Here is a 3,045-nt window from a genome sequence, read left to right as displayed (position 1 = left end):
TCTCGATTTCGGGTTATTAACATCTGCAAAACTACCTCCTGCTCCAGATACAATACTCCAAACACCTCCACCATTAATTGGCTGTTCTGCATTTAATCTCGCAGAAACTCTACCACACCTCGTATACGTATATGTTTGATCTTCTCCGGCATCTTTTTGATATCTAATCGCAGCAGTCAACAAATAGTTGCCGAATACACGTCGCTCTCCAATATGCTGAACAGCATTTCCTGCATTACTACTATTAATATGAGACCCTTCATAAACCACAGTCCCGTATAACGAATTTCCAAATGCAGGCCCATAGGCCAATATTGCGGCATTACCATTAGAGGTATTTGTTGGTCCAACATTCGAATGGTTGGTATCATAAATTGCCGTAACAGTAGTTGGCAACCAACCTCCTGCACCTGTAGTGCCTCCAGCAGCAGATTTTTTAGGTAAATACACCTCTTCTGAATTTCCTTCCAAAGCCGGATGAATTTCTCCAATAAATTGCATTATAGGGTTACCCGCTGTTGAAATAGTATATGCTACCTCATTTGCGCTTGACACATCACTATGAGAACCATAATTGATTAAACCATAATCGGTTAAAAAGTTTAACTGCTCGCCGTCTGAGGTAACAATATCCTCAACTCTGCTAACGTCTTGACAACCCATCCAAATATTTCCTCCGCTAAGCACATAATCATAAAGTAAATCTATTTCGTTTTGAGGCCAATTATCAGGCTCTGTATGATGCCCCATAATATAAATCTCATCACACCCATTCAACTCGTCAATTCTACCTACCCTGTATGAAGCCGCGGGTATTCTTGCAGGCTCAAAAAAAGCTTCTCCGATATCTGTTCTATCAGGATCTGTTTCTCCTAATGGATAAATAACCGCATTCGCTAGGGTTTTGATTATTCCATAAACCGGTACATCATCTAATTGATTCAAGTTCCAATGTATATTTACACCAGTATTGTTTTCAGCCTCCCAACTCTGTAATTCGGCAATAACAGTAGGTGTTAAATATTGCTCAGGTATTACAAAAGCTCCAGATATTAAATTTCTTGTAATTGGAGTTGCGCCAGCAGATGTAGTAGTTCCCGTAACGGTAATATCAATTTGATTAACAATATTTGGGTTGCCATTATCTGAGTCATTTACAAAACTCTTATTTGGATTAACAACCCAATATACGGGCACATTAAAATCTTCTACTAATGTATAAATAAGCCCATAAGGCTCTATGTTGTTTGCTTCTGTTGGAGTAAAAGTACCGCTATCATTACCCATATCTATCACACAGGCTCCTGCAGCTAGATTGAAATAACCTGTAGCACGATCTTCACCAAGACACCCAAAAATATCTCGAACATAAAACTTAAATGGAGCTTCTTGTAAACCAGTAAATGTAGTTGTACTAAACCAATTGATGCCATCTATTGAATATTCATAGGGCGCCGTACCACCAGTTACTGTGCCAAAAGTTGCAGTACCATCTGCGGCGCCAAGGCTACTTGGTGCTGTTGTTGAAGAACCTGTTAAGGTTATAGTGCTACAATCAGCTTCTCCCTGAATTTTAAAGTTATATGTACCTTCATCTACATCATCACTAAAAATTCTAACATTCGCTTCCGCAATTCCTCCCATATTAGCTTCATAACGAACTTGAAAGGTTGTTGAGCCTCCTGGAGCAACTGGAGTGCTATAAGGAACTCCAACTATAGAAAATGCTGTAGGGTGTAATCCTGCGAAATTTATATTTGTGATATTTAAATCCAAAGAACCATCGTTTCGAATAGTATAGGTTTTTGTAATCGTATTGCCTAGAGAGGTAGTACCGAAATCTGTATTATCGCTAACGGCAGGGCTAGAATCTCCATCTCTAATTATTTCGGAATTACCTAATACGGTGATTTCATTCTGGGGAACTTGAATTGTTACTGTGTAATCCTCAGTCTCTCCCCAAAAATCAGCTGCATAACAAGGAACAGGATCGTCATTAACATCTCCTAACCACTGAGCGGTTACTCTCATTCGTGTATCTCCTAAAACAGCACCTCCTGGCACAGTTATCCCAAAAGGAGAGGCTGTAGTGATTTTCCATTCTCCGTTGGTTGTGGATCCTAAATCATAGGCTTCCGAAACATCGTCAAAAACTTCATCTTGATTCCAGTCAATCCAAACTCTTGCCTGAATAGGCCAATTACCACCTGTATGCAACCATAAATTAAAATCATAAGTACTCCCTTGAGACAAGGTCGTGGTTCGTCCAGTATCTGCAGTATAATCTGTATAGTCTGGATCACTCAATGAAATGCTATTGATATTTCCAAAATACACGCGTCTTATACCTGCATTCCAGTTGTCCGAACCCACGGACGTACAATATTGAGCCACTAATGTTTGTGCGCTCAAAATAACCAATAATAATGAGACTGTTTTCCTTAGCAATTTGGCAACCATAGCAATTAATCTTTTTCAGCAATTTAATCCTGGCAAATCAAGTGTTTTTTTACACGTAAACATTGAAGTGTGGGGACTTAAATGCTAGGTTTAAGAATATAAATATATATATATAAGGTGATTACCTGAATACGAATTAATGTATCGATGCATTTTCTTAACAAATGGTATCTTTTTCAAAATAATTTATACTCGTAGCAAAGAAATATGAGTATTCTTAGCTTATATGCCTGAATATTAGGGAGGAACAGTCCTAAGCAACTATTATTTTAATCATGCATTAATTTTAACTTGATGATTCTAAAATAAGATCTACTTCATCCGTGCTGTATTCTTAAGTAATGCAACCTGTTTTTAAAATATAGTCATGGTGCGCAAAAGGAGAAAAGCTTCTAAAATTGGAAGATTTAGCAATTACGTTTAAACAGAAAAACCCGCTGCTGACACGGGTTTTTCTTTTATTCGATAAGTAGCTTTTTAGTGAGTTTGCCCTTATCTGTCTGTACTCTTGCTACATAAATAGCCGTTTCCAAATTGCGCACGTCTAGATGTATTTCAGACTTATAACCATCTTCTATATCCCAC

At 38.0% G+C, this 3,045-nt stretch carries 1 protein-coding gene; it reads right to left on the bottom strand.

The genetic code is table 11. The annotated features are described in order from the left end of the window. Window positions 1-2,412, bottom strand: a 2,412-nt coding sequence (locus ACYQ5R_RS12630; RefSeq protein ID WP_460191320.1) for a choice-of-anchor D domain-containing protein, incomplete at its 3' end; no start/stop codon positions are given. Between the last annotated feature and the right edge of the window lie 633 nt (window positions 2,413-3,045).

It is taken from the genome of Urechidicola sp. KH5 (assembly GCF_054661455.1).
Note: the sequence above shows the minus strand (reverse complement) of the source record. Positions and strands in the feature narration are given on the sequence as shown.